General features: G+C 73.7%; 21 protein-coding genes. 10 read left to right on the forward strand and 11 right to left on the reverse strand.

What is annotated here, in order from left to right; translation table 11 throughout:
- Positions 1-59: 59 nt before the first annotated feature.
- Together pepN (ACWCPN_RS02295) and ACWCPN_RS02300 are read left to right on the forward strand one after the other, a co-directional pair.
- Entirely contained in the window at positions 60-2,642 is a 2,583-nt protein-coding gene (pepN, locus tag ACWCPN_RS02295; RefSeq protein WP_451201885.1) for an aminopeptidase N, read from the forward strand.
- Positions 2,643-2,849: 207 nt separating this feature from the next.
- Entirely contained in the window at positions 2,850-3,887 is a 1,038-nt protein-coding gene (locus ACWCPN_RS02300; protein WP_451201886.1) for a hypothetical protein, read from the forward strand.
- A gap of 34 nt (positions 3,888-3,921) precedes the next feature.
- Here the strand turns inward: ACWCPN_RS02300 and ACWCPN_RS02305 are convergent, their stop codons facing one another.
- The 5 genes from ACWCPN_RS02305 to ACWCPN_RS02325 all read right to left on the reverse strand — a co-directional run bounded on the left by ACWCPN_RS02305 (position 3,922) and on the right by ACWCPN_RS02325 (position 8,964).
- Entirely contained in the window at positions 3,922-5,076 is a 1,155-nt protein-coding gene (locus tag ACWCPN_RS02305) for a serine hydrolase domain-containing protein (RefSeq protein ID WP_451201888.1), read from the reverse strand.
- A gap of 93 nt (positions 5,077-5,169) precedes the next feature.
- Positions 5,170-6,918, reverse strand: coding sequence for a TIGR03767 family metallophosphoesterase (locus ACWCPN_RS02310; RefSeq protein ID WP_451201889.1), 1,749 nt, complete (start codon positions 6,916-6,918; stop codon positions 5,170-5,172).
- Positions 6,919-7,118: 200 nt separating this feature from the next.
- Positions 7,119-7,607 carry an NUDIX hydrolase gene (locus tag ACWCPN_RS02315; RefSeq protein ID WP_451201890.1) on the reverse strand — a complete coding sequence of 163 codons (489 nt, stop codon included), beginning with the start codon at positions 7,605-7,607 and terminating at the stop codon, positions 7,119-7,121.
- A 9-nt stretch (positions 7,608-7,616) separates the two neighbouring features.
- Positions 7,617-8,504 carry a pyridoxamine 5'-phosphate oxidase family protein gene (locus ACWCPN_RS02320; RefSeq protein ID WP_451201891.1) on the reverse strand — a complete coding sequence of 296 codons (888 nt, stop codon included), beginning with the start codon at positions 8,502-8,504 and terminating at the stop codon, positions 7,617-7,619.
- A gap of 10 nt (positions 8,505-8,514) precedes the next feature.
- Positions 8,515-8,964, reverse strand: coding sequence for a VOC family protein (locus ACWCPN_RS02325; protein WP_451201892.1), 450 nt, complete (start codon positions 8,962-8,964; stop codon positions 8,515-8,517).
- Positions 8,965-9,073: 109 nt separating this feature from the next.
- Between ACWCPN_RS02325 and ACWCPN_RS02330 the strand changes: the two genes are divergently transcribed.
- Positions 9,074-9,616 carry a CGNR zinc finger domain-containing protein gene (locus ACWCPN_RS02330; RefSeq protein ID WP_451201893.1) on the forward strand — a complete coding sequence of 181 codons (543 nt, stop codon included), beginning with the start codon at positions 9,074-9,076 and terminating at the stop codon, positions 9,614-9,616.
- Between the two features lie 156 nt (positions 9,617-9,772).
- Entirely contained in the window at positions 9,773-13,081 is a 3,309-nt protein-coding gene (locus ACWCPN_RS02335) for a S8 family serine peptidase (protein ID WP_451201895.1), read from the forward strand.
- Between the two features lie 250 nt (positions 13,082-13,331).
- Here ACWCPN_RS02335 and ACWCPN_RS02340 read toward each other — a convergent pair whose 3' ends face one another.
- The gene (locus tag ACWCPN_RS02340) at positions 13,332-14,198 is read right to left on the reverse strand and encodes a hypothetical protein (protein ID WP_451201896.1); all 867 of its coding nucleotides are present in this window, start codon (positions 14,196-14,198) and stop codon (positions 13,332-13,334) included.
- A gap of 1 nt (position 14,199) precedes the next feature.
- The gene (locus ACWCPN_RS02345) at positions 14,200-14,745 is read right to left on the reverse strand and encodes a sigma-70 family RNA polymerase sigma factor (RefSeq protein ID WP_392291850.1); all 546 of its coding nucleotides are present in this window, start codon (positions 14,743-14,745) and stop codon (positions 14,200-14,202) included.
- A gap of 342 nt (positions 14,746-15,087) precedes the next feature.
- On the opposite strand from ACWCPN_RS02345, the gene ACWCPN_RS02350 reads away from it, so the two are divergent.
- The 3 genes from ACWCPN_RS02350 (at position 15,088) to ACWCPN_RS02360 (ending at position 19,424) form a co-directional block, all read left to right on the forward strand.
- On the forward strand, positions 15,088-16,107 hold the full coding sequence (locus ACWCPN_RS02350; RefSeq protein ID WP_451201898.1) for an aspartate-semialdehyde dehydrogenase: 1,020 nt from the start codon (positions 15,088-15,090) through the stop codon (positions 16,105-16,107).
- Between the two features lie 125 nt (positions 16,108-16,232).
- Positions 16,233-18,803, forward strand: coding sequence for an aminopeptidase N (gene pepN, locus ACWCPN_RS02355; protein WP_451201899.1), 2,571 nt, complete (start codon positions 16,233-16,235; stop codon positions 18,801-18,803).
- A 144-nt stretch (positions 18,804-18,947) separates the two neighbouring features.
- Positions 18,948-19,424 (forward strand): DUF1203 domain-containing protein, encoded by a 477-nt coding sequence (locus tag ACWCPN_RS02360; RefSeq protein ID WP_451201900.1) that lies wholly within the window; start codon positions 18,948-18,950, stop codon positions 19,422-19,424.
- Here the strand turns inward: ACWCPN_RS02360 and ACWCPN_RS02365 are convergent.
- A complete protein-coding gene (locus ACWCPN_RS02365; RefSeq protein ID WP_451201902.1) occupies positions 19,319-20,278 on the reverse strand; it encodes an EamA family transporter in 960 nt (319 codons plus the stop codon). The two genes, ACWCPN_RS02360 and ACWCPN_RS02365, sit on opposite strands and share 106 nt — an antisense overlap.
- A 109-nt stretch (positions 20,279-20,387) precedes the next feature.
- On the opposite strand from ACWCPN_RS02365, the gene ACWCPN_RS02370 reads away from it, so the two are divergent.
- Positions 20,388-20,894, forward strand: a complete 507-nt coding sequence (locus tag ACWCPN_RS02370; protein ID WP_199210568.1) for a MarR family winged helix-turn-helix transcriptional regulator — start codon at positions 20,388-20,390, stop codon at positions 20,892-20,894.
- A 248-nt stretch (positions 20,895-21,142) separates the two neighbouring features.
- On the opposite strand, the gene ACWCPN_RS02375 is transcribed toward ACWCPN_RS02370, so the two are convergent.
- The 3 genes from ACWCPN_RS02375 to ACWCPN_RS02385 are packed head-to-tail and all read right to left on the reverse strand — an operon-like array spanning position 21,143 to position 23,801.
- On the reverse strand, positions 21,143-21,418 hold the full coding sequence (locus tag ACWCPN_RS02375) for a hypothetical protein (protein WP_199210571.1): 276 nt from the start codon (positions 21,416-21,418) through the stop codon (positions 21,143-21,145).
- Positions 21,419-21,476: 58 nt separating this feature from the next.
- On the reverse strand, positions 21,477-23,555 hold the full coding sequence (gene malQ, locus ACWCPN_RS02380; RefSeq protein ID WP_451201903.1) for a 4-alpha-glucanotransferase: 2,079 nt from the start codon (positions 23,553-23,555) through the stop codon (positions 21,477-21,479).
- On the reverse strand, positions 23,556-23,801 hold the full coding sequence (locus tag ACWCPN_RS02385; protein ID WP_199210572.1) for a hypothetical protein: 246 nt from the start codon (positions 23,799-23,801) through the stop codon (positions 23,556-23,558).
- 168 nt (positions 23,802-23,969) lie between these two features.
- On the opposite strand from ACWCPN_RS02385, the gene ACWCPN_RS02390 reads away from it, so the two are divergent.
- Positions 23,970-24,569 (forward strand): RNA polymerase sigma factor, encoded by a 600-nt coding sequence (locus ACWCPN_RS02390; RefSeq protein ID WP_451201905.1) that lies wholly within the window; start codon positions 23,970-23,972, stop codon positions 24,567-24,569.
- Complete coding sequence (locus tag ACWCPN_RS02395; protein WP_451201906.1) at positions 24,566-25,444, forward strand: zf-HC2 domain-containing protein; 879 nt, start codon at positions 24,566-24,568, stop codon at positions 25,442-25,444. Before ACWCPN_RS02390 ends, ACWCPN_RS02395 begins: the two co-directional genes overlap by 4 nt.
- Positions 25,445-25,557 lie beyond the last annotated feature (113 nt).

Here is a 25,557-nt window from a genome sequence, read left to right on the forward strand (position 1 = left end):
GCATGGCAGGATCGGTCCTGTTGTGAGGTGTCCAAGCGACCACGAGGGAGTGCCACGACGTGCCCGGTGAGAATCTGACCCGCGACGAGGCCCGGGAGCGGGCCGCCCTGCTGTCGGTGGACGGCTACGAGGTGGCGCTGGACCTGCGGTCCGCCGTCGGGGACGGGGGCGCCGAGCCGCGCACCTTCGACTCCGTGACGGTGATCAGGTTCCGCTGCAACGAGCCGGGCGCGTCGAGCTTCGCGGACCTGATCGCGCCGAGCGTGACCTCGGTCACGCTCAACGGCAGGGACCTGGACCCCGGCGCGGTCTTCGACGGCTCCCGCATCCTGCTGGAGGACCTGGCCGAGGAGAACGAGCTGACGGTCCACGCCCGGTGCGCCTACTCCCGCACCGGTGAGGGCATGCACCGCTTCGTCGACCCCGAGGACGGCGAGGTCTACCTCTACACCCAGTACGAGCCGGCCGACGCCCGCCGGGTGTACGCCAACTTCGAGCAGCCGGACCTGAAGGCGCCGTACCGCTTCGAGGTGCGGGCGCCCGAGGGCTGGACGGTGTGGAGCAACGGCGCCGGTGAACTCACCGACGGTGTCTGGCGGTTCGCGGAGACCAAGCCGATCTCGACGTACATCACCTGCGTGGTGGCGGGGCCGTACCACTACGTGACGGACCACTACGAGCGGGTCTTCGAGGACGGCACGAAGCTGGAGATCCCGCTCGGCGCGATGTGCCGCAAGGGGCTCGCCCCGCACTTCGACGCCGAGGACGTCTTCCTGGTCACCAAGCAGGGCCTGGACTTCTTCCACGACCACTTCGACTACCCGTACCCGTTCGGGAAGTACGACCAGGCGTTCGTCCCCGAGTACAACCTGGGAGCGATGGAGAACCCGGGTCTGGTGACCTTCCGCGAGGAGTACATCTTCCGCGGCAAGGTGACACAGGCGTCGTACGAGGCGCGGGCCAACGTGATCCTGCACGAGATGGCCCACATGTGGTTCGGCGACCTGGTCACCATGGAGTGGTGGGACGACCTGTGGCTGAAGGAGTCCTTCGCGGACTTCATGGGCACGTTCGTGAACGTCGGAGCGACCCGCTTCACCGACGCCTGGATCACCTTCGCCAACCGCCGCAAGGCCTGGGCCTACCGCGCGGACCAGCTGCCCTCCACGCACCCGATCACGGCGGACATCCGCGACCTGCAGGACGCCAAGCTCAACTTCGACGGCATCACCTACGCCAAGGGCGCCTCGGTGCTCAAGCAGCTCGTGGCGTACGTCGGCCAGGACGCCTTCCTCGAGGGCGCGCGCCGCTACTTCAAGCGCAACGCCTACGGCAACACCCGCCTGGGCGACCTGCTGTCGGTGCTGGCGGAGACCAGCGGCCGGGACATGACGGTGTGGGCCCGGTCCTGGCTGCAGACGGCCGGCGTCAACTCGCTGACCCCGCAGGTGCTGCTGGACACCGAGGGCGGCCGGATCGCCGAGCTCGCCGTGCTCCAGGAGGCGCCCGAGGCCCACCCGGAGCTGCGTCCGCACCGGGTCGCGGTCGGCCTGTACCGGCGCACGCCCGAGGGCGCGCTGGAGCGGTACGCGCGCGTGGAGACCGACGTCGAGGGCCCGCGTACGGTCGTGGCGGAGCTGGCCGGCGCCCAGGCGCCGGAGCTGGTGCTGGTCAACGACGACGACCTGACGTACTGCAAGGTCCGTTTCGACGAGACCTCGCTGGCCACCCTGCGCGAGCACCTGGGCGCGCTCACCGACCCGCTGGCCCGGGCCCTGTGCTGGTCGGCGCTGTGGAACCTCACCCGGGACGCCCTGCTGCCGGCCCGGGACTTCGTCGGCCTGGTGCTGCGGTTCGCGGGCCGCGAGTCCGACATCGGCGTGCTCCAGATGCTGCACGCCTGGGCGAACTCGGCGCTGGTGCACTACGTGGCGCCGCAGTGGCGGGCGGCCGGCGAGCGGCTGGTGGCCGAGGGGGCGCTGCGCGAGCTGCGGGCGGCCGGGCCGGGCAGCGAGCACCAGCTCGCCTGGGCGCGCTTCTTCGCCGCGGTGGCCTCGTCGGAGGCGGACCTCGCCCTGCTGAAGGGCCTGCTGGACGGCACGGAGACGGTAGACGGGCTGGCGGTGGACCAGGAGCTGCGCTGGGCGTTCCTCGAGCCGCTGGCGGCGCACGGGGTGGCGGACGAGGCGGTGCTGGCGGCCGAACTGGCCCGCGACGACACGGCGTCCGGCAAGCGGCACCAGGTCCGCTGTCTGGCGGCCCGCCCGTCGGCGGCGGTGAAGGCGCAGGCCTGGGCCCAGGTGGTGGAGTCCGACACGCTGTCCAACGCGCTCGTGGAGGCGACCATCGCGGGCTTCGGCCTGCCCTCGCAGCGGGAGCTGACCGCGCCGTACGCGGAGAAGTACTTCGCGGTGATCGACCGGGTGTGGCGCGAGCGGTCGATCCAGATCGGCATGGACGTGGTGCGCGGGCTGTACCCCTCCCACCAGGACCGGCCCGAGACGCTGGAGGCGACCGACGCCTGGCTCGAGGCGCACGCGGACGCGGCCCCGGCGCTGCGCCGGCTGGTGCTGGAGGCACGGGACGACCTGGCCCGGGCGCTGCGCGGACAGGAGTGCGACGCGGCGGCGGCCGGCCACTGATCCTTGGCCACGGATTCCGCTTTCGGTGACCGTTACGGAATTCAGTCAATAGCAGCCGTAACCCCTGGTCCGCACCTGATCGGACCAGGGGTTTCCGGTCCCTACTCGGCACCCGAACACCCGTCCTTTAATACCGCGTTGTCCGCATTTCTCGACGGACGTGTAACAGCGGTTACAGGAGGGACGCGGCGCGGGAACGTCGACGCCATGACGCACGACACCCCGCTCTCCCCCCGCACCCTGCGCCACCTCCCCGACGTCCGCCGGCGCATCATGACGGCCGCTCAGCTCCGCTCCCACGGGGTCTCCACGGCCGAGCTGAACGAGCAGTGCCGGCCCGGCGGCACCTGGCAGCTGCTGCTGCCGAACGTGGTCCTGCTCCACCCCGGCCCGCCGACCAGCGAGGAGCGGCTGCACGGCGCGCTGCTGTACGCGGCGCGGGAGTCGGCGCCGGGCGTCCCCACGCAGCCCACGGCCGGCGACCCGCACCGCCCGGTGTACCCGGAGACGATGATCACGGGTCTGGCGGCGCTCACCCTGTACGGCTTCTCCGCCACCCCGCCCCTGCTCTCCCTGGACCACGTCGAGGTCCTGGTCCCGCGGCTGCGCCGGCTGCGCACCACGGGCTACGTCCGCGTGCTGCGCGCCCCGGACCTGCCCACGCCCGTGGCGGTGACGGGCCTGCCGGTGGCTCCGGTGCCGCGCGCGCTGGCGGACGCGGTGGCGGGACTGACCGACGCGGGCGCGGTCCGCCGGCTGCTGACCGAGGCGGTGCGCGACGGCCACTGCGAGCCCGCGGCGGTGGTGCGCGAACTGACCCGGGCGAAGCTGCTGAACCGCCCGCACGTGGTGGGCGCGGTGGACTCGCTGGTGGCCGAGGGCCGGACGGTCGCGGAGGACCGGCTGTACCGGATGGTCGGCGAGCACGGACTGCCCGACCCGGTGTGGAACGTGGACCTGCGCCTGCCCGGCGGGCCCCACCTCGGCGGCCTGGACGCGTACTGGCCCGAGCAGGCGGTCGCGGTGGAGCTCGACACCCGCGCGCCCCGGCAGGACGAGGACGCGATGTGGTCGGAGTACGCGCGCAAGCGGGAGCACCTGGAGCGGCTGGGGATCACGGTCGTCCACATCACCCCCCGCAAGCTCAGGGAGTCCATGGAGCAGCAGGCGGCGGTGGTCCGGACGGCCCTGATGGCGTCCGGCGACCGTGATCCGGCGGCGTACGTCGTGGTGCTGCCGCGGTAGCCCCGGCCCCCGGAGGGCCGGCCGGCGCGGAGGGCTAGCCTCCGCAGAACTCCTTCTCGGTGACGGTGTCGGTGCCGCCCACCCAGTCGCCGTTGAAGTTGAGCGCGAGGGAGTGCCGGCCGTCGGCCGTGGTCACCGCCGAGGTGGCGGAGCCGTGGATGCCGCCGTCGTGGCCCCAGACGTGCACGCCGCAGCTCAGCCTGGTGTCCATCAGGCCCAGGCCGTAACCGGCGTTGGCGGAGCCGTCGGTCCGCACGGTGGTCTTCATCTCCTTGAGCTGCCGGGGCGGGAGCACCTTCCCGCTCAGCAGCGCGGAGTAGAAGCGGCCGAGATCCGCCGAGTCGGAGATCATCTCGCCCGCCGCGGAGGCGATGGAGGGGTTGAGCTCGGTGACGTCGTAGGTCGGGCCCGTGGCCGTCAGGGCGAGCTTGGAGTAGGCGCGGCCGCTGGGCCGGGGGACGGTGACCCGGGTGCCGGGCAGCGAGGTGGCGGTGAGCCGCAGCGGCCGGATGAGCCGCCGCCGGATCTCGGTGGCGTAGGAGTGGCCCGTCACCTTCTCGATCACCATGCCGGCGACGACGTAGTCGGTGTTGGAGTACTTCCAGGACGTGCCCGGCGCGAAGTCGGGCTCGTGCCGCATGGCGGTCGCCACCAGGTCGCGCGGGGTGAGGGTGTCGTAGCGGTGCCGGAAGAAGCCGTCCCTGAGGAAGTAGGCGCGGACGAACTCGGCGTCGGAGGTGTAGTTGTAGACGCCGCTGGTGTGGTTCAGCAGTTGCCGGAGGGTGATCCGGCGGCCGTCGTGGCCGTGGCCCCGCAGCAGGCCGGGAAGCCAGGTGTCCACGGTGTCGTCCAGGGTGAGCCGGCCCTCCGCCTCCAGTTGCAGCAGGACGGTGGCGACGAAGGTCTTGGTGACGCTGCCGACCCGGTAGCGGTCGGCGGCCGAGCGCGGCGCGCCCGTGACGACGTCGCCCACGCCGGCGGTCGCCGACCAGGTGCCCCGGGCGTCCTTCGCGGTGACGGTCACCCCGGGCACACCGGCCGCGACCGCCGCCTCGATCGCCCGGCGGGTGGCCTGGTGGCCGCCGGCGTCGCGGCCGGACGCGGCGGGTCCGGCCGCGACGGCCGGACCCGCCAGGGCCGCCGACAGGAGCAGGGCGGTGGTGCCCACCAGGGCGGTGCGGACGCGCATGCTGTCCCCCAACGTGTGGTGTTCGGTGCGGTCGGGGGGAGATACCCGTCAGTGCGCGCGATCGTGCCTGCCCGTAACCCGGTTGAGTGACTCTCAGCCCTTCTTGAGCACCAGTTCCGTGTTCCGGTCCACCGCGTCGCCCGCGAGCGCCCTGTTCGCGCCCGGGGCGTTGTACGACAGCTCACGGTAGAGGGCGGCGAGGCCGGTCTGCGAGAGGTCGGCGTGATCGGTTCGGTGCGGGGCGGCGGATTCGACCAGGGTGGTGAAGACGGAGAGCGTGCCGTCCTTGTTGTCGACGAGTTCGACGACCCGGGCGAGCTGGGGGAAGTCGACGTGCGAGGCGGTGGAGATCTCCCAGAAGGAGCGTCCGCCGGAGGCCTGGTGCGGGGTGATGTCGTTGCGGTGGATGTGGCCGTTCACCCAGGCGAGCACCCGAGGGTGGGAGGAGAGCACCGAGACCACCTCGGCGCCGTTGTGGCGGCGCTCCCCCGGGCGGGCCGGGTCGGGGCGGGTGTTGGTCATGGTCCTGCTGGTGTGGTGGCTGAAGACGACGGCGTAGGAGTCCTTGTTGTCCTTGAGCGTCCGGTCGAGCCACTTGAGCTGGGCGGTGCCGACGGACCCCTCGTAGTGGCCGCCGGGGTCGGTGGTGTCCAGGCTGATGCCGATGACGTCCTCGGAGACGCGGAAGGCGTAGTACTGGGTGTCCGCGTCCAGGTTCGCCGAGGAGTAGCCGTGGCCGGCCGGGCCGAGGCCCTGGTGGGCGGGGTCGAGATGGGCCTTGAGGTAGTCGGCCCGGGTGTACGGGGCCCGCTTCTCGTCCGGGGTGACCTGGCGCGTGGAGCGGGCGTGGGCCTTGAGGAAGTCGCGGTAGCCGACGCCCTTGGGGTCGGTGGCCTTCTTGATCGTGTCCTGCAGCTTCCTGGCGTCGGCGGCGGAGACGCTCATCAGCTTCCGGCCGCCGATGGCCGCCTCGGTGAGGTAGGGGTCGCCGTGGGAGCCGTAGCAGCCGAGCGGGAGGGAGTCGTGGTTGCCGACGGTGGAGTACCAGGGCAGGTTGAGGCCGGGGCTGCGGACCTCGCGGGTCGCGGCGGCCAGGAAGCCCTTCAGGTAGGGGAAGCCGAGCGCCTTGTCGCCGTCGCGCGCGGTGGAGCCGGGCTGCCAGTACAGCTTCAGGCCGCTGTTCTGCACGCCCTCGTAGTGGCGCGGGTCCCCGGAGTCCGGGGTGATGCGGCCGCCGCTCATCACCTTCATGAACCACTCCAGTTCGGAGTGGGCGTTGTTGTCGGTGTTGTCGCCGGTGGTCATCACGAAGTGCAGCGGGGCGCCGGTGACGGGGGCGCCGCGCAGCGCGTTGACCCGCTCGACGAGGGAGACGGCGCCGGGCACGGTGAGCGCCTCGTGCGGGCGCCAGGCGTGCGGGTCGTGGGCGCGCAGGAACTCGAGGCGCAGCGGGTGCTGCACGTCCATCAGGTGCAGGTCGGTGAACTGCACGAACGCCGCGAGGGTGGTACGGCGGCCCGCGCGGCCGGACTTGGGGGCGGCCAGCTCGTCCCGTACGACCCGCTTCCAGCCGGGGCCGTCGCCGAGCCGCCGGTAGCCGGAGCCGCTCAGCGGCGCGGCGACGGAGGCGAGGGTGGTGCCCCTGGTGTAGGGGGCGAGCGGGGCCGGCGCCGCCCTGCGGGAGGTGGCGACGGGCTGCTCGGCGGTGGTGGCGGCCTGGCTGTCGGTGGGGCGCAGGGCGTAGCCGACCCCCGCGGAGAGCGAGACCGCTCCGGCGGCGGCGAGCACGGTACGGCGGTGGACCCCCTGCGTGGAGGTGGCGACAGAGCGTATGCGCGACATGGCGCGATCTCCCCGGGTGCGAACGCGTCGGCGGTGGTCGCGGGCCGTCGCAGGCGCGAACGCCCCGCTCGCTCTGGATGGTTGGCACCGGGGATGACCTGTGCGTGAACAGGGTGGCAACGCGCGACACCGATCACCGTACGTGGATCACGGGGCGCGGAGCGCGGTCATGGAGTGGAACGCGGGTGGCCGGGGGACGGTCACTCCTCGTTCATCTGCCGGGGTAGGGGATGGGCCGCGGGTCCGAGATGTCCGGTCTCCGGGCGCTCGCGCCACAGCCGCAGCGCCACGTCGACGAGGCGGATCCGGGTGAGGCCGGCCACCGCGTCCAGGTCCTGCCAGGCCGCGAGATCGGTGGAGCCGCCGATCTCGTGGCGGAGTTCGCCGCCGGTGATCTCGGCCTCGTAGACGATCCGCACCCCCTGGTGGTCGGTGCGGCGCGGCGGCCGGCCGCCGCGGAAGACGTGGCGGGAGGAGTCCACGCCGAGCAGCCGGGTCACCTCGACCCGGTAGCCGGTCTCCTCGGCGACCTCGCGCCGGACGGTGTCGTACGGGTCCTCGCCGTGCTCCATGCCGCCCCCCGGCAGCACCCACTCGTGGGTGCCGCCGGGGGCGGGTGACCGGGCCAGCAGGATCTGTCCGTCACGGACGCACACGGCGTAGGCCGCCACCCTCAACTTCTCTCGCATGCCCGGACGTTAGCGCGGGTTGTCCGGATTGGCGGGTGAATACTCCGGCGCGGACCAGCGCAGCGGCAGGGCGGCCGGGGTGTGCACGGCGCGGGTGACGGTGAAGCGGACGGTCCGCTCACCGCCGGCGCCGAAGCCGGTGCGGGCCGAGCCGGTGAGCTGGAGGGTGGTGCCGGTAGTCCAGTCCAGGAAGAGCAGTCCGGCACGCGGGTCGGCGTGCAGGTTGCCGAGGCTGCGGAACATGGCGTTGCCCGGGTAGTCCGGCCAGGCCAGTTCGCTCGGTGAGACGACCCGGACGAAGCCGGGGTTGCCGCCGCGGTGGCTGACGTCGGCGCCGTCGGTGTGCACGGTGGCCAGGAAGAAGGTGTCGGCCGCCGCGACGAGCCCGGCCTGCTCCTCGCCGAGCCGGTCCAGGGGACGGGGTGTGCCCGGCGCGCGGTCCGGCACCCGCTCGAAGGTCTCCCTGCGCTGGATGTACTTGGGGCAGTTGGCGAAGACCTGTTCCGCCCCGACGGCGAACCCGCGGGGTGTGGGCCGGAGCCGGCCGTTGAGGCGCATCCGGCGCCGGGTGCGCGGATCGAGGGCGATGGTGCCCACGGAGGTGCCCGGCGTGGTCAGGGCCGACGCTAGCGGGTCGGCCGGGAGCACCCCGGCCGTGACGGACATCTGCCGGGGTCCGGTGGCCCGGACGAAGCCCGGGGTGCCGGTGACCGGTGAGGCCCACACCCGGCCGGTGGCAGGGTCGGCGGCGCCCACGACGAGCAGTGGCTGAAGCTCCAGGAAAACCGCCGCGACCTGTTTGATGTCCGCCCCGAGGGAGCGGCCGACGTGGTCGGCGCGGTCCCGCACGCCGACCAGGTCCTGCACGGCGCGGGAACCGGCGTGATAGACGCTCATGGCGCGAGTCCTAGAAGAAGCCGCAGGTGGGGGCGGCGGCATGCGGGGCGGGCGCACCCTCGGCGCCGTGCGGGACGGAGATCTCCAGGCGGATGCCGTCCGGGTCGTGGAAGAAGATCCCGCCCGAGGCCGAACCCTCCCGGTGGGCGACGACGCCCTCGTGGGCGAACTCCACCCCGGCGGCCCTGAGCGCCGCCTCGTACTCCCGGACCCGGTCCACCGAGCCGGCCGTGAAGGCGAGGTGGTGCAGCCCGGCCCGGCCGCCGTCGTAGGAATCGCGGGCCTGCTGCCAGAGGGTGAGGACGGGCCCCTCTCCCCCGGCCTCGCCGAGGAACGCGTACCGGCGGTCGTCCTCCTTGCCCTCGGCGAGCAGCGCGAAGCCCAGGACGTCCCGGTAGAAGGCGAGGGAACGGTCGAGGTCGGTGACGTTCAGGCCGGTGTGGCCGGTGCGCAGGCTCATGGCTCTCCCCTTCGGGTTGTCTAACCTTCGTAAGTAACATTAGAGGGTTAGGCTGCGCAGCGTCAACCGGTCACGTACGCTTGACCGGTTAGCAGTGAAGGAGCCCCTCATGCCCACCGCCCGCGAACCCCGCCCGCTCACCGGTGAGCCCCTCGCGCTCGACCTGCTCAACACCCGGTGGAACAGGGAGGGCGTGACCCAGGACCTGCTCGACGGCACCGAGGGCCTCGCGCGGTGGCTCGCGGACAACGGGCTGGACGGCGAACACCCGGCCGACGCGGACGTACTGCGTCATCTGCGGCAGGCGCGCGAGGCGCTCGCCGCCGCTGTGGACGGGTCACTGGAGCAGGGCGCGCCGCTGGTGGACGCCGTGCTCGCGCACGGGCGCATCAGGGCGCGGCTGACCGGCGAGGGGGCCTTCGAGGAGCCGGAGTTCACCGACCCCTCCTGGGCGCCGGCCTGGCTCGCCGCCCGCGACTACCTGGACCTGCTCGACCGGGCCCCGGACCGGATCCGGCGCTGCGCCCACGAGGCCTGCGTCCTGCACTTCTTCGACACCTCCCGGAACGGCACCCGCCGCTGGTGCTCGATGGCGTCGTGCGGAAACCGCGCCAAGGCGTCCCGGCATTACGCCCGCTCCAAGGAGAGTTGAGCCAATCCGGGACACGACGGGATTCATCCCGCCAAATCCCACCGGGGGTTTTCCCCATACATTGATTACGTTCAGGTCAACGGTCCCCAAATTCCCTTGCCTTGGGTAAAGCTGTGCGCTCGTCCGGCACTGGTAACTCACCTGCAAGGGATGCCGATGACCCACACCCCCGAGCGCGACCCGATATCCGGCCCGAGACGCCTGGCCCGCATAGCCGTGGCCGTCGGCGTGGTGGCCGCCCTCTCCGCGGCCGGGCCGGTACCGCTGGCCCTCGGCGCGGACGCGCCGCCCGCCACGGCCGATCCCGCCGTCAAGTCCGCCCACGACAAGCTCGGTTCGGAAGACGCCGACCGGCTCGCCGAGGCCAAGGCGGACGGCGACAAGAACGTCACGATGATGATCGCCACGGCGCCCGGGCAGACCGAGCAGGTCGCCTCGGAGCTGGACGCGGTCAAGGGCGGCTCGGTGGGCCGCACCTACGACAGGCTCGGCTACGTCCGCGCCACCGTCCCGACCGCGAAGGCGGACTCCGCGATCGCGGCCGCCGCGAAGCTGTCCTCGGTGCACGCGATCGACCTGCGCCAGGAGATCGCGCTCGACGACCCGACGCCCGCGGCGGACACCGCCCAGGGGGCCAAGAGCAAGGGACCGGCGGGCACTTACTCCGGACCGGGCAAGAGCACCCCGGCCGAGAACCCGTACAACCCGTCCTTCGAGACCGGTGCCGTCGACTTCGTCCGGGACCACCCGAAGGCGGACGGCCGGGGCATCACCATCGGCATCCTCGACTCCGGCGTGGACCTCGGCCACCCGGCGCTGCAGAAGACCACCACGGGCGAGCGGAAGATCACCGACTGGGTGACCGCCACCGACCCGATCATCGACGGCGACGGCACCTGGCGCCGGATGACCAACCCGGTCAGCGGCCCGTCGTTCGCCTACGGCGGCGCGACCTGGAAGGCGCCCGTGGGCGACTACCAGGTCAACCTGTTCCGCGAGTCGTCGACGGCCGGCGGCGACGCCAAGGGCGACGCCAACCGGGACGGGGACACCACCGACGTCTGGGGCGTCCTCTACGACCCGGCCGCCGGCACCGTCCGCGTCGACCTGAACAACAACCTCGACTTCACCGACGACACCCCGATGAAGCCGTACAGGGACGGCTACCAGGTCGGGTACTTCGGCACCGACGACCCGAAGACCGACGTGGTCGAGCGGCAGCCGTTCGTCGTCCAGATCCGCAAGGACGTGCCGACCGACCCGTACGGCGGCGACTGGGTCGGCAAGAAGGCCGACTTCGTCAACATCGGCGTCATCGAGTCCGAGCACGGCACGCACGTCGCCGGCATCACCTCCGCCAACGGCCTGTTCGGCGGGCGGATGAACGGCGCGGCCCCGGGCGCGAAGATCGTCTCCTCCCGGGCCTGCACCTGGAGCGGCGGCTGCACCAACGTCGCGCTGACCGAGGGCATGATCGACCTCGTCGCGAACCGCGGTGTCGACATCGTCAACATGTCCATCGGCGGTCTGCCGGCACTGAACGACGGCAACAACGCCCGCGCCGAGCTGTACACGCGGCTCATCGACACCTACGGCGTCCAGCTCGTGATCTCCGCGGGCAACTCCGGGCCCGGCGCCAACACCATCGGCGACCCCGGTCTCGCCGACAAGGTGATCTCCGTCGGCGCCACCATCTCCAAGGACACCTGGGCCGCCAACTACGGTTCGGCCGTGGAGACCAGGTACGCGATGATGCCCTTCTCCTCGCGCGGCCCGCGTGAGGACGGCGGCTTCACCCCGACCCTGAGCGCCCCGGGCGCCTCGATCAACACCACCCAGACCTGGCTGCCGGGCTCCCCGGTCGCCGAGGCGGGCTACTCGCTGCCGGCCGGCTACTCCATGCTCCAGGGCACCTCGATGGCCTCCCCGCAGGCGGCGGGCGCGAGCGCGCTGCTGCTGAGCGCCGCGAAGCAGAAGGGCATCGACCTGACGCCCGCGAAGCTGCGCACGGCACTGACCTCGACCGCCGACCACATCGGCGGCGTCCAGGCCTACGAGGAGGGCGCCGGTCTCATCGACATCCTGGACGCCTGGGACGCGATCCGCGACGGCGCCGCCGCCCACGACTACACCGTGAAGGCCCCGGTCGACACCGCGATCGACTACGCGCTGAAGACCCCGGGCTTCGGCACCGGTCTGTACGACCGCGAGGGCGGCCTGAAGGCCGGCCAGCGCAAGACGTACGACGTCACCGTCACCCGCACCTCCGGCCCGGACCGTGCCCTGCGGCACGAGCTGAGCTTCGAGAACAACGCCGGCCGGACCTTCCGGATCGTCGGTGACGACGACGTGCGGCTGCCGCTGAACCAGCCGGTGACGGTGAAGGTCCAGGCGGCCCCGGGCTCCGCGGGCCTCAAGAGCGCGATCCTGGACGTCGACGACCCGCGCACGGAGGGGGTCGACAAGCAGATCCTCACCACGGTCGTGGTCGCCTCCCCGGTGAACTACACCTACTCCGCGTCCGGTTCGGTGCAGCGCAACAGCACCCGGTCGTACTTCGTGACCGTGCCCGAGGGTGCCAGGTCGCTGGAGGTCGCGATCGGCGGGCTGAAGGACAAGAGCCAGACCCGGTTCATCTCGATCCACCCGTACGGCACTCCGGTGGACAACACCAGCACCCCGTACTGCTACAACAACTACCTCGACGGCAACGGCTGCAAGCCGGACGTCCGCTCCTACGCCGACCCGCAGCCCGGCGTCTGGGAGGTCGAGGTCGAGTCCCGCCGCACCTCCCCGCTGCTCGACAACCCGTACAAGCTGGACGTCACCGTGCTCGGCGCGGTCTTCGACCCGGAGACCGTGACCGTGCCCGAGGCGAAGGTCGGCACGCCGGCCACCGTCTCCTGGAAGGTGACCAACAAGTACGCGGCGCTCGACGGCAAGCTGGTCGGCGGCCCGCTCGGCTCCGCCAAGTCGGCCCGCCCGGCCATCAAGGAGGGCGAGACGCAGACCACCACGGTGGACGTCCCGGCCGGCGCCAAGTCCCTGGACGTGGCGATCGGCGGTGTCTCCGACGCGGCCGCCGACCTGGACCTGACCGTGTACGACGCGAACGGCACGCAGGTCGCGCAGTCCGCCGACGGCGACTCCGAGGAGGCGGTCTCCGTCCCGTCCCCGGCCGCCGGCACGTACACCGTCAAGGTCGTCGGCTACTCCGTTCCCTCCGGCTCGACCGCGTACGACTACCGGGACGTGTTCTTCGCCGGCACCCTCGGCAACGTCACGGTCGACGGCTCGGCCGTGGTCAAGCTCGGCACGGGCGACTCGGCCACGGTGAGCGGGCAGGTCACCGCCGCCGCCGAGGCCCCCGCGGGCCGCGAGTTCTTCGGCCAGGTGCAGCTGGTGAACGGCCGCGGCACGGCCGCGGGCACCGGCAGCGTGAAGATCGAGAAGGTCACGCCGTAACGGGGTGATCGCAGGCGAGGGGCGGGTGTCCGGACACGGGCGCCCGCCCCTCGGCCGTGCACCGGGTCAGGTCCTCGGCCGTGCGCCGGGTCACCACCCCTCGGCGCAGTCCGTCCCGGCCGTTCCGCAGGCGGGGTCCACGTCCGCGTGCCCGTGCTCCGACACGACGAGGACGGCGGCCGCGACCACGGCGAGCAGCAGCATCGCCACCGCGACGAGAGTCCGGCGCCACCGCCTCACGGTGCCCCGCTCACGGCTCGTCGCAGGGGGCGGGCGCGGACCCGGGCGCGGTGCCGTTGATCCGGGCGCGTTCCGCGGCCACCCCGGCGTCGCCGACGGCCCACAGGGTCGCCTCCTGCCCGCCCCGGTCCACCCCGGCCAGCACGTGCTGTCCCTGGCGCGGGGCCGGGCTCGCGGCGTCGTCGAGGAGGAAGGAGACCTCCGACGGGCCGTGGGCGGGGCGGTAGGAACGGGTCACGGTGAGCACGACGCGGATCCGGGGGGCCCGCGTCCGCCGGTCCACCCGCTCCACGGTGCCCTCGGCGAGCAGCCGGTAGCAGGAGAGCACCGGGCCGGTCGCGGCCTGGGCCGGGGCATCCGCCCGGCTCTTCGCGTCGGCGCTCTTGTCCGAGCTCATCGAGGCTCCGCCGCCCGACCGCACCACCACCCAGCCGAGCCCCGCCACCAGCCCGAGGGCCAGCACCCCGGCGACCGACCCGAGCACCACCCGCACCCCGCGCCGGACACCACCCGCCCGCGCGGGCCGTCCGGCGCCGCCCGGCCGCCTGACGCTCCGCGGGCGGCCGGAGCCGGCGGCGGGGGGCCCGTCCGGACCGGAGCCGGCGGCGGCCGGCCCGGACGCGGCACCGCCACGCTCGTCCGCGGCCGCCGGCCCCCGCGCGGGGGCCGGCGGCTCCGGCCGCGGCTCCCCCGTCAGGGCCTCGGCTAGCCACGTCAGTTGCTCCTTGAGCACCGCCACGTCCGCCTCGGCCGAACGGTGTTCCGCGAGGATGGCCGGGTCGTCGTGGGCGTCCGGCGGCAGGGGGGTGCCCGTGATCGCGGCCATCAGGGCGTCCATGCCGCCGTGCTCCCCGGTGTCCTCGTGTCCGGCGGGCATCTCACACCACCTCGTCCTCGTGCAGTCGCCGGCGCAGGGCGCGGACCGCCGTGTGCAGCCGGCTCTTGACCGTGCCCTCGGGAACGCCCAGCTCCTCGGCGATGCCGCGCACCGGCAGATCGGCGAAGAAGCGCAGGATCAGGACCTGGCGCTGGGCGTCGGGCAGCTCGTCCAGTCCCCGGGCGACGGCGAGGGAGAGCACGCTGGTCTCCTCGCCCGAGGGGTGCGCGGGCTCGCGCAGGGACGCCAGCCGCTCCCCCAGCCGCTCCTGGCGCCGCTTGGCCCGGTGCCAGTCCATGGCGAGGTTGGAGGCGACCACCGCCGCCCACGCCGACACGTCCCGCGGCGCCTCGCGCCCGCTCGCGGCCCGCTCCAGCAGCCGCAGGCGGACCTGCTGCACCCCGTCCGGCAGGTCCGCCTGCGGCACCCCGCCGAGCGCGAGCACCGCCCGCACCCGGCGTTCCTGGGCCGCGTCCAGTGGGTCCCCGCCGGTACGGTCCGCACCGGCGTACGCCCTCTGGTCGCGGCGCGCCCCTCCGCGCAGCACAAGCCACCCCCTCACGCGTTTGCCCCTACGACGCACGAGGGGGCGGAAACGTTCGGCCGGGCGCCGGGGACCCGGGAGGCGTACGTCACACCGCCGTGTGGACGGAGGCCCGGCGGGCAGGGGCGGCACAGCACAGCTTCCGGCGCGGGGCCGCCGCCGGGGAAACATCTGCAGCTCAGCGCGGTGCACGACGGAGGTCCGGAACCGGACGCCACATGATCGTGTCCCACTTTCCGGGCAGGCACCGCAAAGAATTGGACAGGTGGACCGGGACTGGCCGCATGATGGAAAAGCCCCGGTCATGCGAAGGCAAGCAGCAACAGACACACAGAGGGAGTCGCCGTGAGGGTCGGAATCGTCGGAGCCACCGGTCAGGTCGGCACGGTCATGCGCAGGATCCTCGCGGAGCGGAACTTCCCGGTCACCGAGCTGCGCCTGTTCGCCTCGGCCCGCTCGGCCGGGACCGTGCTGGACGGCGTGACGGTGGAGGACGCGGCGGCCGCCGACTACTCCGGCCTGGACATCGTGCTCTTCTCCGCGGGCGGCGCGACCTCCAAGGCACTGGCCGAGAAGGTCGCCTCCCAGGGCGCCGTGGTGATCGACAACTCCTCGGCCTGGCGCCGTGACCCCGAGGTGCCCCTGGTCGTCGCCGAGGTGAACCCGCACGCCGTCGCCGACCGGCCCAAGGGCATCATCGCCAACCCGAACTGCACCACGATGGCCGCGATGCCGGTCCTGAAGCCGCTGCACGAGGAGGCCGGCCTCGAGGCGCTGGTCGTCGCCACCTACCAGGCGGTGTCCGGCTCGGGCCTCGCGGGCGTGGCCGAGCTGCACGGCCAGGTGCAGAAGGTGGCCGCCGAGGCCGACAGGCTGACCCACGACGGCGCGGCGGTCGACTTCCCCGAGCCGCAGGTCTACAAGCGCCCCATCGCCTTCAACGTGCTCCCGCTGGCCGGCTCCATCGTCGACGACGGTCTGAACGAGACCGACGAGGAGCAGAAGCTGCGCAACGAGTCCCGCAAGATCCTCGAGGTCCCGGGCCTGAAGGTCTCCGGCACCTGCGTGCGCGTCCCGGTCTTCTCCGGCCACTCCCTCCAGGTCAACGCCCGTTTCGCCCGGCCGCTCAGCCCGGAGCGGGCGACCGAGCTGCTCGCGGGCGCCCCGGGCGTCGCCCTCTCCGACATCCCGACCCCGCTGCAGGCGGCCGGCCAGGACCCGTCGTACGTCGGCCGCATCCGCCGCGACGAGACCGTGGACAACGGCCTGGCGCTGTTCGTCTCCAACGACAACCTCCGCAAGGGCGCCGCGCTGAACGCGGTCCAGATCGCGGAGCTGGTGGCGGCCGAGCTGTCCGAGAAGTAGGCACCCGGTGCGAAAGGGGCGGTCACGTGCGCGTGACCGCCCCTTTCGCATGCCCGGGCTCATCGCTTTCCCCGTGGCCGCCATGGAAGGATGGCGCAACCCACACATAACGAGGAGATGACCGCGTGCCTGGCACAAACCTGACTCGCGAAGAGGCGCGGCAGCGGGCGAAGCTGCTCACCGTTGACTCGTACGAGATCGATCTCGACCTCTCCGGCGCGCAGGAGGGCGGCACCTACCGGTCCGTGACCACGGTGCGCTTCGACGTGGCGACCAGGGGCGCCACGTCCTTCATCGACCTGGTGGCCCCGGCCGTCCACGAGGTGACCCTGAACGGGGACGCGCTCGACCCCGCCGAGGTGTTCGCCGACTCGCGCATCGCGCTGCCCGGTCTGCTGGACGGGCGCAACATCCTGCGCGTCGTCGCCGACTGCGCCTACACCAACACCGGCGAGGGCCTGCACCGCTTCGTGGACCCGGTGGACGAGCAGGCGTACCTGTACACCCAGTTCGAGGTGCCGGACGCCCGCCGGGTCTTCGCGTCGTTCGAGCAGCCCGACCTGAAGGCCACCTTCCAGTTCACCGTGAAGGCACCGGAGGGCTGGACGGTCATCTCCAACTCGCCGACGCCGGAGGCCCAGGACAACGTCTGGGTCTTCGAGCCGACGCCGCGCATCTCGTCGTACATCACGGCGCTGATCGTCGGTCCCTACCACTCGGTGCACAGCGTGTACGAGCGGGACGGGCAGAGCGTGCCGCTCGGCATCTACTGCCGCCCGTCGCTGGCCGAGTTCCTGGACTCGGACGCCATCTTCGAGGTCACCCGGCAGGGCTTCGACTGGTTCCAGGAGAAGTTCGGGCTGGCGTACCCGTTCGAGAAGTACGACCAGCTCTTCGTGCCCGAGTTCAACGCCGGCGCGATGGAGAACGCGGGCGCGGTCACCATCCGCGACCAGTACGTCTTCCGGTCCAAGGTGACCGACGCGGCGTACGAGGTGCGCGCCGAGACGATCCTGCACGAGCTGGCCCACATGTGGTTCGGCGACCTGGTCACCATGGAGTGGTGGAACGACCTGTGGCTGAACGAGTCGTTCGCCACCTACACCTCCATCGCCTGCCAGGCCGCCGCGCCCGGCTCCCGCTGGCCGCACGCGTGGACGACGTTCGCGAACTCCATGAAGACGTGGGCGTACCGGCAGGACCAGCTCCCCTCCACGCACCCGATCATGGCCGACATCCGTGACCTGGACGACGTGCTCGTCAACTTCGACGGCATCACGTACGCCAAGGGCGCGAGCGTGCTCAAGCAGCTCGTCGCGTACGTCGGCGAGGACGAGTTCTTCAAGGGCGTGCAGGCCTACTTCAAGCGGCACGCGTACGGCAACACGCGCCTGTCCGACCTGCTGGGCGCCCTGGAGGAGACCTCCGGCCGCGATCTGAAGACCTGGTCGAAGCAGTGGCTGGAGACGGCCGGCATCAACGTGCTGCGCCCGGAGATCGAGACGGACGCGGACGGTGTCGTCACCTCCTTCGCCGTCCGCCAGGAGGCCCCGGCGCTGCCCGCCGGCGCCCAGGGCGAGCCGGTGCTGCGCCCGCACCGCATCGCGATCGGCCTGTACGACCTGGACGGCGCCGGCAAGCTGGTGCGCACCGACCGGATCGAGCTGGACGTCGACGGCGAACTGACGGCCGTGCCGCAGCTCGCGGGCCGGCCCCGGCCGGCCGTCGTGCTGCTCAACGACGACGACCTGTCGTACGCGAAGGTCCGGCTGGACGAGGAGTCGCTGCGGACCGTCACCGAGCACCTCGGCGACTTCGAGGCGTCGCTGCCGCGCGCCCTGTGCTGGGCCTCGGCCTGGGACATGACCCGCGACGCCGAGCTGGCCACCCGGGACTACCTGTCGCTGGTGCTGTCCGGCATCGGCAAGGAGTCCGACATCGGCGTGGTGCAGTCGCTGCAGCGCCAGGTGAAGCTGGCGATCGACCTGTACGCCGACCCGGCCGCCCGTGAGACCCTGCTGACCCGCTGGACCGACGCCACGCTGGCCCACCTGCGCTCGGCCGGGCCGGGCAGCGACCACCAGCTCGCCTGGGCGCGGGCGTTCGCGGCGACGGCCCGCACGCCGGAGCAGCTCGACCTGCTGGACGCGCTGCTGGACGGCTCGCAGACCATCGACGGCCTGGTCGTCGACACGGAGCTGCGCTGGGCGTTCGTGGAGCGGCTCGCGGCGGTCGGCCGCTTCGACGAGGCGGAGATCGCGGCGGAGTACGAGCGGGACCGGACCGCGGCCGGTGAGCGGCACGCGGCCACCGCCCGGGCGGCCCGTCCGACGCCGGAGGCCAAGGCGGAGGCGTGGGCGTCGGTCATCGACTCCGACAAGCTGCCGAACGCCGTGCAGGAGGCCGTGATCGGCGGCTTCGTCCAGACCGACCAGCGGGAGCTGCTGGCGCCGTACGCGGAGCGGTACTTCGAGGTCCTCAAGGACGTCTGGGACGCCCGTTCGCACGAGATGGCCCAGCAGATCGCGGTCGGTCTGTACCCGGCGGTGCAGATCTCCGAGGAGACGCTGAGCAGGACCGACGGCTGGCTGGCCGCGGCCGAGCCCGGCGCGGCCCTGCGCCGGCTGGTCTCGGAGTCCCGCTCGGGCGTCGAGCGCGCGCTGCGGGCCCAGGCGGCGGACGCGGCGACCGCGTAACACGGTCACGGCCACGAGGGCGCCCGGTCTCGCACCGGGCGCCCTCTTCCATGTGGTTTCCGTGCGGCCGGTGCGGCCGGTGCGCCGGGTTCGACGTCCGGATTCCGCCGGTGCGCGGCGCCGTCGGCGGGCCACGCTGGCCGTATGACGACCTACACCGCACGGCCCCTGCCGCCCGCGGCCCTCGCGGAGCTGCGCCTCTCGGACGACGCGGCCCGCCCCATGTCCCCCTTCGAGGACACCGAGGGCGGTGCACCGCTGCGCTGCTGCCTGCGCCGCAGCGCGCCGGGCGAGCGCGTCGCCCTGGTGTCGTACGCGCCCCTGCGCCGCTGGGCGGCCGCGACGGGCGCCGACCCGGGAGCCTACGACGAGCAGGGCCCCGTCTTCATCCACGCCGGCGACTGCGCCGGACCGGACGGCGACGCGCTCCCGTTCACGGACGCCCGCCGCACACTGCGCCGCTACTCCGCGGACGGCCGCATCCTCGGCGGCCGCCTGGTCGAGGAGGCGGACGCCTACGGGGCGGCGTTCACGGAGGCCTTCGCCGACCCGGAGGTGGCGCTGGTGCACGTGCGGGCGGTGGAGTACGGGTGCTTCCTGTACGAGGTGAGACGCCCGTAGACCGCCCCGCTCCCGAGCTGCCCGGCCGCCGTCGCCGCGAACGCCAGGGCCATGCCGAGCACCTGCACGGGGGTGAGCGCCTGCCCCAGGGCCGCCCAGCCGGTCACGGCGGCGGTCAGCGGGGAGAGCGGGCCGAGGAAACCGGCGCGGGTGGCGCCGAGCCGGCCGATGCCGCGGAACCAGAGCCAGTAGGCGACGGCCGTGTTCGCCAGCGCGAGGTAGAGGTAGCCGCCGACCGCGCGGCCGTCGAGCGCGGGCGGGGCCCCCTCGGCCAGCAGGGCGACCGGCGCGATGAACAGGCCGCCGGCGGTGAGCTGCCAGCCGGTGAGGGCGAGCGGGCCCACGCCGTCCGGCCGGCCCCAGCGCCGGGTCAGTACGGTCCCGGTGGCCATCGAGGCGGTGGCGGCGACGGCCGCGAGCACCCCGACGGCGTCGAGGGCACCGGCCCCCCTGAGCACGACGAGGCTGACGCCGAGCGCGGCCACGGCACCGGTGACCAGGGTGCGGACGGCCGGCCGCTCCCGCAGCAGCAGCGCCGAGAGACCGACCACGAACAGCGGCCCGACCGAGCCGACCACGGCGGCCATCCCGCCGGGCAGCCGGTACGCCGACACGAACAGCAGTGGGAAGAAGGCACCGATGTTCAGCGCGCCCAGCACCGCCGCCTTCGCCCACCAGATGCCGCGCGGCAGCACCCGGGTGAGGGCGAGCAGCAGCAGCCCGGCGGGCAGGGCGCGCACCAGAGCCGTGAACAGGGGCCGGTCCGGCGGCAGGAACTCGGTGGTGACGGCGTAGGTGGTGCCCCAGGAGACGGGGGCGAGGGCGGTGAGCAGGACGGTCGTGGGTCGCTTCATCACGGGCCCTTTCACGGAATTCGGCAAGTAGTAAGTAGCTTAGCGCCAAGCTACTTACCGTCAAGCCACTTTCTTGCCGACGACTGTCCCGAGTGGCGATACTCAGCACATGAACGCAGGCCGGCAGCAGCCCCACGACCCCGTCGACGCGATCATCGGCCAGTGGGCGGCGGTCCGCCCCGACCTCGACACCCGGGCGATGGAGGTCTTCGGGCGCATCCACCGCCTCTCCCGCGCCATGGGCGACCTCATGGAGAAGGCCTACGAGCCCTACGGCGTCTCCCGCGGTGAGTTCGACGTGCTGGCCACCCTGCGCCGCTCCGGCGAGCCCTACACCCTGTCCCCGCGCCAGCTCTCGGCGACCCTGATGCTCACCACCGGCGGCATGACCGGCCGCCTGGACAAACTGGAGCGGGCCGGCCTGCTGCGCCGCTCCCCCGACCCGCACGACCGCCGCGGGCTCCAGGTGACCCTGACCGAGAAGGGGCTGGACGTCATCGACCGGGCGGTCGGCGCGGGCCTCGCCGTCCAGACGGAGGCCCTGTCCCACCTGGACGACGAACAGGCCGGCCAACTGGCCGGCCTGCTGCGGGAGCTGCTCTCCGGGACGCGCTAGGCGGCCGGCCGGCCCCCGAGGCACGCGGCCGCCGCCGGCCGGGGCGACGTCCGGGACCCGGGTGCCTGTTCGTGCGCGGCGTCGCCGGCGAGGTGGTGGCCCGGCTCGGGCCGACCGTGCAGCGGTACCTCACCGCGCCCGGCCCCTGAGCCCGCCGGGAAACGCCGAGGGCGCCGGCCTCACCGGGTACACGCGGTGTGCGCGTACCGGAGGTGAGGACGGCGCCCTCGGCGGGACGGGGCGGCCGGTCAGGCCTTGGCCTCGCCCCTCACGTTGATGTTGGACGTCGTGGTGTCCTTCTTGGCGCGGGACTTGTCGAGCGCCATCACCAGGCCCGCGATGATCACGAACAGGGCGATCGGCGCCACCACGTAGAGGCCCAGCGTCTGGATGACGCTCAGGCCGGGGCCGGGGTCGTCACCGTCGTCGCGGGTCAGCGCGAGCGCGGGGGACGACATGAGCAGCATCATCAGCGTCGTACCGGCGGCCAGGGCGCCGGCGCGCAGGGCGTTCTTCTTGTCCACACTCTCAAGTTAGCGAACCACCCGAACGGCCGCGCGCCCGGGGTCCCCTACGCGGCCCTCACCGCCCCGTCTCCGCCCTGAGCACGTCCAGCAGCGCCCGGAGCCGGGGCGAGGCCGTCAGTTCCTCCAGCGTCACCGGGCGGCCCTGCGAATCGGCGACGGGCAGCCGCCAGTTCGGGTACTCGTCCCAGGTCCCGGGCAGGTTCTGCGGGCGGCGGTCGCCGACGCCGTCCGGGAGCCAGACCCCGACCAGCCGGGCCGGGGTGCGCAGCAGGAAGCGGTGGACGCCCAGGATCTCCGCCTCCTCGTCGCTGCCGGGCGGCCCGGCCACCGGGCTGTCGAGCAGGCCGAGGCTGCCCAGCAGGGCGAGCCACTCCGCCGTGTCCGCGGCCGCCTCGGCGCTCTCCTCGGCGGCGGAACGGGTGAGCAGGCCCAGGCGGTCACGCAGACCGACGTGGTCGCCGGTGAGCCGGGCGGCGGTGGGCGGCAGGTCGTGGGTGGTGGCGGTGGCCAGGCAGTCGGCGCGCCAGTGTTCCGGGGGCAGCGGGCGGCCGTCGCCCTCCCAGTCCCGTTCGAACCAGAGCACGGAGGTGCCGAGCACCCCGCGCCGCTGCAGCTTCTCGCGCACCCCGGGCTCCACGGTCCCCAGGTCCTCGCCGATCACCACCGCCCCGGCCCGGAAGGCCTCGAGGGCGAGCAGGGCGAGCATGGCCTCGGCGTCGTGGCGGACGTAGGTGCCCTCGGTGGGAGGGCTGCCCTGGGGCACCCACCAGAGCCGGAACAGGCCCATCACGTGGTCGATGCGCAGGGCGCCGGTGTAGCGGAACAGGGCGCGCAGCAGATGACGGTAGGGGGCGTGGCCGGAGGCGGCCAGCCGGTCGGGCCGCCAGGGCGGCAGCCCCCAGTCCTGACCGTGGGCGTTGAAGGCGTCGGGCGGGGCGCCGACCGACATCCCGGCGGCGAAGTGGTCCTGCTGCGCCCAGGCGTCCGCGCCCTGGGGATGCACGCCGACGGCGAGGTCGTGCACGATCCCGACGGGCATGCCGGCCTCCCGCGCGGCGCGCTGGGCGGCGCGGAGCTGGCCGTCGGTGAGCCAGGCGAGCCGGGAGTGGAAGGCGACGCGGTCGGCGAGCGCGGCGCGGGCTCGGGCGGTCTCGGCGGAGCGCGGGTCGCGCAGGCCCGCGGGCCACTGGTGCCAGTCGGAGCCGTGCGCCTCGGCCAGCGCGTACCAGGTGGCGTGGTCCTCCAGGGCCTGCCCCTCCTCGGCGCGGAAGGCGTCGTAGGCGGCCTGCCGGCCCGGTCCGAGGGGGACGGCGAGGACCGGTTCCAGCGCCTCCCGCTTCAGCTCCCAGACCGCGTCCCGGTCGATGAGGGCGCCCTTGTCGAGGACGTCGGCGCGCAGCCGTGCCGCGCGTTCCAGCAGGCCGCGGAGGCGGTCCTGGTCCTCGGCGTGGGCGAACTCGTCGATCAGCTCGACGCGCAGGTGGACCGGGTCGGGGAAGCGGCGGGAGGAGGGCCGGTAGGGCGAGGGGTCGGTCGGGGCGCCGGGCACGGCCGCGTGCAACGGGTTGACCTGCACGAACCCGACGCCGGCGGTGCGTCCGGCCCAGCCCGCCAGCTCGGCGAGGTCACCGAGGTCGCCCATGCCCCAGGAGCGCTGGGAGAGCAGCGAGTAGAGCTGGACGAGCAGGCCGTAGGAGCGGGCGGCCGGGGTCGGCAGCCGGTCCGGGGCGACGACGAGATGGGCGTGCCCGGTGCGGCCGTCGGGCGCCGCGGCGGTGACCCGGTGCGCTCCGAGCGGCAGCCCTTCGGCCGTGTCCCACGTCTCGCCCTGCTCCGTCTCGACGGTGAGGCGGGTGCCGGGGGGCAGCGCGGCGAGGGCGGCCGGGCCGTCCGGGTCGCCGGCCCAGTGCACGACCGTCGGCGGGAGCAGGCGTTCGCGCAGCTCGCGCTCCCGTTCGGCGAGCGCGGCGCGGACCGCGTCGGGGGTGCCCGCGTCCACGCCGAGGGCGGCCAGGGCGGCCACCACGGCGGAGGCGGGGACGTGGACCGTGCGGTCCGGTGCGGGGCGGTAGGAGGTGTCCACCCCGTGCAGTGCGGCGAGCCGGGCCAGATCCTCGTCGGCGGCCGCGGCCATCTACAGTCCCGCGCCGAAGAAGTCGGGGACCGGGTCGGACTCGCTGGTCAGCGGGGCGGCCTCGGCGAGCGGCGGCTCGCTGGTCAGGGGCTCGGCGTCGGGCAGGGGCGGCTCACTGGTCAGCGGCGCCTCCACGCAGGCGCTCTCCGCGCTGAAGACGCACAGCCGCGCGTCGTCGGTCTCGGCGGACGGCTCCGCCAAGGGTTTCCACTGGGCCGGGATGGTGGGATGAGCAGGTGCGGCCACGGGGGCCTCCTTCTCTCTGGATCGCTTGCCGCGGCTAGCGGTGGTCAGGGCAGGCCTACCCCGCGACGCCGAAGCCACTCACCACACCGCCCGGGTACGCGTGTGCGCACCCCGTGAACCGATGCGGGGGGTGTGATCGATAGAGGGGGTGTGAGACTGTTCCGCCCCGTGGGGGGCCAGCGGGAGAAGGACGGCGACGGGGACGCGGCACTGCTGCGGGCCGTCGCGGCGGGCGATCCGGCGGCCATGGCCGATCTGTACGACCGGCACGCCGGCTGGCTGCACGCGCGGCTGGCCCGGCGCTGCGCCGATCCGGAGGTCGTCCGGGAGGTGCTGCAGGACACGTTCGTCACCGTGTGGCGTTCGGCGGCCGGGCACCGCGGGGAGGAGACCGGCGGCTGGCTGTGGACGATCGCGGCACGGCGGCTGGTGGACGCGCGGCGGGCGCAGGAGCGGGCCGCGCGGGTGTCGGGCGTGCCGCTGGAGTCGGCGGACGGCGCCCCTGAGCGGAGCGCCGCGCCTTCCGCAGAGGACAGGGTGCTGGCGGGTCTCGAGTACGGGGACGTCGGTGCCGCGCTGGACCGGATCTCCCCCGAGCTGCGCGAGGTGCTGCGCGCGACCGTCGTCGACGGACTGAGCACCCGGGAGGCGGCCCGGCTGCTCGGCATACCCGAGGGCACCGTCAAGTCCCGCGCCCGGCGCGCCCGTACGGAGCTGCGGTCCGCGCTGGCGCATCTGAACCCGTCCCCGCTGGGAGGTACGGCATGACCCACGGCAACGCGCACGTCTGGCACGCCGACGCCGGCCTCGTCGCCCGTTACGCCGACGGCTCCCTCGCGGAGCCGGACGCGTGGTCCCTGGAGAGGCACCTGGAGAGCTGCCCGGGATGCGCGGCGCTGGTGTCGCGGGCGGTGCGCGGCACGGCGGCGGGCACGGTGCTGGACGAGGTACGCAGGGCGGTGCTGGGGGCGGCGCCCGCGGGGGCGGCGCGCTCCGCGGCGCGACCGGCCCCCGCGCTGTCCCGGCTCGCCCGGCTGCTCTGGGCCGCCGGGCCCGCCGTGCGGGGCGCGTGGCTGCCGGCCGTGCTGCTCGTCGCGGTGGGAGCGGTGGCCCTGGAGTACGGGGGCGTCGTGCCCGGGGCGCGGGCGCTGCTGCTGGCGATCGCGCCCGTGGTGCCCGTGGCCGGGGTCGCGCTGTCCTACGGGCCGCACGCCGACCCGCTGTACGAGGTGGCGGCGGCCAGCCCGGCGGGCGGGCTGCGGCTGGCGCTGACCCGGACGGCCGCCGTGCTCGGGGTGAGTCTGCCGCTGCTGACCCTGACCGGGCTGCTGCTGCCCGCCTCCGGCGCCCCGGCCGCCGCGGCCTGGCTGCTGCCGGGGCTGGCGCTGACCCTGGGCACGCTGGCCCTGGCCTCCTTCACCGGCTGCCGTGCGGCGGCCGGCGTCACGGCCGGGGGCTGGCTGTGCGCCGTCGGCGTGCCCGTGGCCGGTGCACCGGGCGCCGCCACCACGCCTCTGGCCGAGCAGCTCTCCCGCTGCTTCGACGGCGCGGGGGCGCAGGGCGCGTGGGCGGCGGCGGCCGTCCTGAGCGGCGCCCTCCTCGCGGCCCGCCGTCCGGCCTACGACCGCCTGCTCCGCCGGTGATCCCGGGCCCCGCCGTACCGCCCGCCCCCTGACGGCACCCCGCACGACCACTCGAACCGACCCGGCGGACACCGCCCGGACCGGGGCCCCACGGCCCCGGGACCCGGGCTGTC

Source organism: Streptomyces sp. NPDC002386 (genome assembly GCF_053593175.1).

Bases quoted from the DNA above. Each gene is read 5' to 3' on its own strand.
- ACWCPN_RS02300 (WP_451201886.1), top strand. From the start codon at position 2,850: ATGACGCACGACACCCCGCTCTCCCCCCGCACCCTGCGCCACCTCCCC.
- ACWCPN_RS02305 (WP_451201888.1), bottom strand. From the start codon at position 5,076: ATGCGCGTCCGCACCGCCCTGGTGGGCACCACCGCCCTGCTCCTGTCG.
- ACWCPN_RS02310 (WP_451201889.1), bottom strand. From the start codon at position 6,918: ATGTCGCGCATACGCTCTGTCGCCACCTCCACGCAGGGGGTCCACCGC.
- ACWCPN_RS02315 (WP_451201890.1), bottom strand. From the start codon at position 7,607: ATGCGAGAGAAGTTGAGGGTGGCGGCCTACGCCGTGTGCGTCCGTGAC.
- ACWCPN_RS02320 (WP_451201891.1), bottom strand. From the start codon at position 8,504: ATGAGCGTCTATCACGCCGGTTCCCGCGCCGTGCAGGACCTGGTCGGC.
- ACWCPN_RS02325 (WP_451201892.1), bottom strand. From the start codon at position 8,964: ATGAGCCTGCGCACCGGCCACACCGGCCTGAACGTCACCGACCTCGAC.
- ACWCPN_RS02330 (WP_451201893.1), top strand. From the start codon at position 9,074: ATGCCCACCGCCCGCGAACCCCGCCCGCTCACCGGTGAGCCCCTCGCG.
- ACWCPN_RS02335 (WP_451201895.1), top strand. From the start codon at position 9,773: ATGACCCACACCCCCGAGCGCGACCCGATATCCGGCCCGAGACGCCTG.
- ACWCPN_RS02340 (WP_451201896.1), bottom strand. From the start codon at position 14,198: ATGCCCGCCGGACACGAGGACACCGGGGAGCACGGCGGCATGGACGCC.
- ACWCPN_RS02360 (WP_451201900.1), top strand. From the start codon at position 18,948: ATGACGACCTACACCGCACGGCCCCTGCCGCCCGCGGCCCTCGCGGAG.
- ACWCPN_RS02365 (WP_451201902.1), bottom strand. From the start codon at position 20,278: ATGAAGCGACCCACGACCGTCCTGCTCACCGCCCTCGCCCCCGTCTCC.
- ACWCPN_RS02370 (WP_199210568.1), top strand. From the start codon at position 20,388: ATGAACGCAGGCCGGCAGCAGCCCCACGACCCCGTCGACGCGATCATC.
- malQ (WP_451201903.1), bottom strand. From the start codon at position 23,555: ATGGCCGCGGCCGCCGACGAGGATCTGGCCCGGCTCGCCGCACTGCAC.
- ACWCPN_RS02395 (WP_451201906.1), top strand. From the start codon at position 24,566: ATGACCCACGGCAACGCGCACGTCTGGCACGCCGACGCCGGCCTCGTC.